Origin of the sequence: Bacillus sp. GMa5/1, assembly GCF_050172015.1 — a bacterium.
Classification (GTDB): Bacteria; Bacillota; Bacilli; order Bacillales; family Bacillaceae_G; genus Bacillus_A; species Bacillus_A cereus.
Genome location: NZ_JBNLYC010000300.1, coordinates 1 through 3,369 on the forward strand (window position 1 = coordinate 1; position 3,369 = coordinate 3,369).

Genomic DNA, 3,369 nt, shown 5'->3' on the forward strand with positions numbered 1-3,369 from the left:
GAAATAGAAAAAAAAGCAACTACATTGATAAAGAGATTTATTAAAAAAGACACAGATCCTATAGGACTTAGAAAGCTTGGTAGAACTCACGTAAGAAAATGGAACAGTCAAGAATGGGAAGAATCCTATAAAGATTTACGTTTTCGTGTAACAGCTGATGTAAAAGTAACCCAATCTGGTGTCACAGAATAAATCAAATAAGATATGGGAAATTTTAATAAAAAATATAGTCTCGCAGGAGATTAGGGAGAAGAGAAACGATTAACAAAGAATTTCATAAACATTAAGATGCTTTGTTAATCGTTTTTATACCTGTAGCTTTATCACTTATAGTAATCATAATTATAATAAAAGAACAACGAAACAAATTCCCGATACCACATAATTATAAGAGGACAATAAAGCATCAAGATATAATGTATGCTTTGTCTGGAAAAAAGAATTAAGTACTTCAAGGTTAAACACTTAACTTTAAAATAGTAAATTCGTTGCTTGTAGCACTTCAACTAGACTGTGTCCCCGAAAGTTAGAAAGGTCGGTTTGTTAAGTAGCCTCTAGGGAATGAGCCTAGTACAATACCGGATTCATTCCCTTTTATTTTTCCTTGATTCTTTCATGATTATAGTACTTGATATACTTTGCTAATTCTTGTTTGAATTCTGTTGTACTTTCAAATTCTCTCGATACAGAAATAGACATACAAAAACGCCATTCTTTCTTATAAATCTACAGAAAGAATGGCGTATTCTTCGAACGTGAGTTCCTTTGTTGGAAAGCTTTAGTTCTATATGACAGATAAAAGGGAAAGCAACGCTAAAATAGCGAGAAGTCCTTGTTTCATGATAATTGATTTATTGGATGTGAGACCTCCGAAAATAGCTGCTACCCCACACAAATGATGAAAAATAATTGAATCATATAACCAATGGGATTGTTTCCAAGTATAAGTCCCCAAATGAGGCCAGCTGCTAAGAATCCATTATATAAACCGTTTACAAATTAATTGTCTAAGTATTTCTAAGTTTAAAGAGTGCAGTGTCTTCGTTTTTTATTGAATTAACTTTTACATGTTGGTTCAATATTTTCTATTCTCTTGGAACTTAGTTCTCGTTTACTTCTCACAAAAGCAATAAAATCTATTATCTCTTCTGTTGACAGTGCTTCTCCATCTACTAAAAGTGTTGCATCTGGATCGTTTAGGAGTCTTGTAATATCAATTACATCTTTGTTTTGATGTGAATGTTCAATTCGACCTAATATATAATCTACAGATGTATCAAATAAATCGGCTATTTTAGATAAAGATTGTAATGAAGGTAATCTATAACCATTTTCATAACCAGCATAGGTGCTTTTCGCAATCCCAAGTCGATCTGCTGTCTCTTGTAAGGACCATTTTTGATTTTTTCTTAATTTAGATAAACGTTCCAGCATTCGTCTCATACCCCATCTAATTTTATTAAATTAATTATAGCATAGAAAAAGAATCAAGAATAGAAAAAAAGTACGCGTATTGAATACAAAATCTTGATTAATTCAAATTAAGTTCTATAATGATAAATATAAATACGCATTACGCGAACGATATATCGTTGTTTATTTTATGGAGGGGTTGTGTATGAAGAAAATTTTATTACTTGCAACTGGTGGGACAATTGCATCTGTGGAGGGGAATGAGGGGCTTGTTCCAGGATTGTCTGCTGAGGAATTATTGAATTATTTTTCGAAGTCTTCTCGAAACTTAGAAATAGATTGCAAAATCTTAATGAATATTGATAGTACCAATATGCAACCTGAGCACTGGAAAGAAATAGCTAATGCTGTTTTTAATCACTATGATGACTATGACGGGTTTGTGATTACACATGGAACGGATACGTTAGCTTATACATCTTCCGCGTTATCTTATATGCTGCAAGGTTTAAGAAAACCAGTTGTTTTAACAGGTTCACAAGTACCTATTAGTTTTAAAAAGACAGATGCAAAGAAAAATGTAGCTGATGCTCTTAGATTTGCCTGTGAGGATGTTGGCGGTGTGTTTATTGTTTTTGATAGTAGGGTGATTATTGGGACGAGAGCAGTTAAAATGCGAACAAAAAGTTATGATGCATTTGAAAGTGTGAATTATCCATATGTTGCTGAGGTAAATGAAGATGAAGTGAAATATCATTGGAAGCCAACGTCCCCCCATAATGAACTTTCAATAAATACTAATTTATGTACGGATGTTTTTCTTATGAAATTGTATCCAGGTACAAAGCCAGAGATATTTGATTGCTTAAAAGATTTGTATAAAGGAATTATTATTGAAAGTTTTGGAAACGGTGGATTACCTTTTGAAGGAAGGAACTTGCTTTCGAAAATTCAAGAGTTGACTGAAATGGGGATTGCTGTAGTGATTACTACTCAATGCCTGGAAGAAGGAGAAGACATACTTCTCTATGAAGTAGGACGGAAAGTGGCACAACATCAAGTAATATTGTCTGGAGATATGAATACGGAAGCCATCATAGCAAAATTGATGTGGGCGCTTGGGAAAACTAATAAATTAGAAGAGATTAAAAAAATTATTGAAGAGCCTTTAGTCTACGATTTAACAATAAAATCTGATAAGGATTGGTAATGACTTCATATGATTTATTTAGGTTTTACATTTAATATGGGGGAGAAATTAAAATGGCAATGACAAACAAGAACGTGCGAGTGGAGAATGATTTTTTGGGAGGAAAGGAATTACCTATTGAGGCATATTACGGAATTCAGACTTTACGCGCTGTTGAAAATTTCCCGATTACAGGGTATAAAATTCATGAAAGTTTAATTAGAGCGTTCGCAATTGTAAAAAAAGCAGCAGCGCTTGCTAATACAGATGTAGGAAGATTGGAATTGAACAAGGGTGGCGCGATCGCAGAAGCTGCTCAAGAAATTCTTGATGGAAAATGGCACGATCATTTCATCGTCGATCCAATTCAGGGTGGAGCAGGTACTTCAATGAACATGAATGCAAATGAAGTCATTGCCAATCGTGCTCTTGAATTATTAGGAATGGAAAAGGGAGACTATCATTATATTAGTCCAAATAGCCATGTAAATATGGCCCAATCAACAAATGATGCATTCCCAACGGCGATTCATATCGCGACGTTAAATGCATTAGAAGGCTTATTACAAACGATGGGTTATATGCATGATGTATTTGAATTAAAAGCAGAACAGTTTGACCATGTTATTAAAATGGGACGTACACATTTACAAGACGCTGTGCCAATTCGTCTTGGACAAGAATTTAAAGCGTACTCACGTGTACTTGAACGTGATATGAAACGCATTCAGCAATCACGTCAACACTTATATGAAGTGAACATGGGA

The 3,369-nt window shown here is 34.0% G+C and carries 4 protein-coding genes and 3 pseudogenes; 4 read left to right on the forward strand and 3 right to left on the reverse strand.

From position 1 onward, the window contains the following. Together ACQGSG_RS27700 and ACQGSG_RS27705 are read left to right on the forward strand one after the other, a co-directional pair. Nucleotides 1–192 (forward strand): Ger(x)C family spore germination C-terminal domain-containing protein (locus ACQGSG_RS27700; RefSeq protein WP_426948541.1); only part of this gene is annotated, 192 nt, incomplete at its 5' end. 146 nt (nucleotides 193–338) lie between these two features. After that, a pseudogene (locus ACQGSG_RS27705) lies at nucleotides 339–469 on the forward strand (excinuclease ABC subunit C); the annotation flags it as partial. A gap of 125 nt (nucleotides 470–594) precedes the next feature. Here ACQGSG_RS27705 and ACQGSG_RS27710 read toward each other — a convergent pair. The 3 genes and pseudogenes from ACQGSG_RS27710 to ansR all read right to left on the reverse strand — a co-directional run. After that, nucleotides 595–681 (reverse strand): annotated as a pseudogene (locus ACQGSG_RS27710) (IS3 family transposase); the annotation flags it as partial. A gap of 103 nt (nucleotides 682–784) precedes the next feature. After that, nucleotides 785–990 (reverse strand): annotated as a pseudogene (locus ACQGSG_RS27715) (DUF1304 domain-containing protein); the annotation flags it as partial. A 66-nt stretch (nucleotides 991–1,056) separates the two neighbouring features. After that, nucleotides 1,057–1,434 carry an HTH-type transcriptional regulator AnsR gene (gene ansR / locus ACQGSG_RS27720; protein ID WP_000893567.1) on the reverse strand — a complete coding sequence of 126 codons (378 nt, stop codon included), beginning with the start codon at nucleotides 1,432–1,434 and terminating at the stop codon, nucleotides 1,057–1,059. A gap of 184 nt (nucleotides 1,435–1,618) precedes the next feature. Between ansR and ansA the strand changes: the two genes are divergently transcribed. Both ansA and ACQGSG_RS27730 read left to right on the forward strand, forming a co-directional pair. After that, nucleotides 1,619–2,623: an asparaginase gene (gene ansA / locus ACQGSG_RS27725; RefSeq protein ID WP_000722296.1), complete on the forward strand. Its 1,005-nt coding sequence runs from the start codon at nucleotides 1,619–1,621 to the stop codon at nucleotides 2,621–2,623. Nucleotides 2,624–2,676: 53 nt separating this feature from the next. Beyond that, the coding region (locus ACQGSG_RS27730) for a lyase family protein (RefSeq protein WP_240525061.1) at nucleotides 2,677–3,369 on the forward strand (693 nt) is incomplete at its 3' end.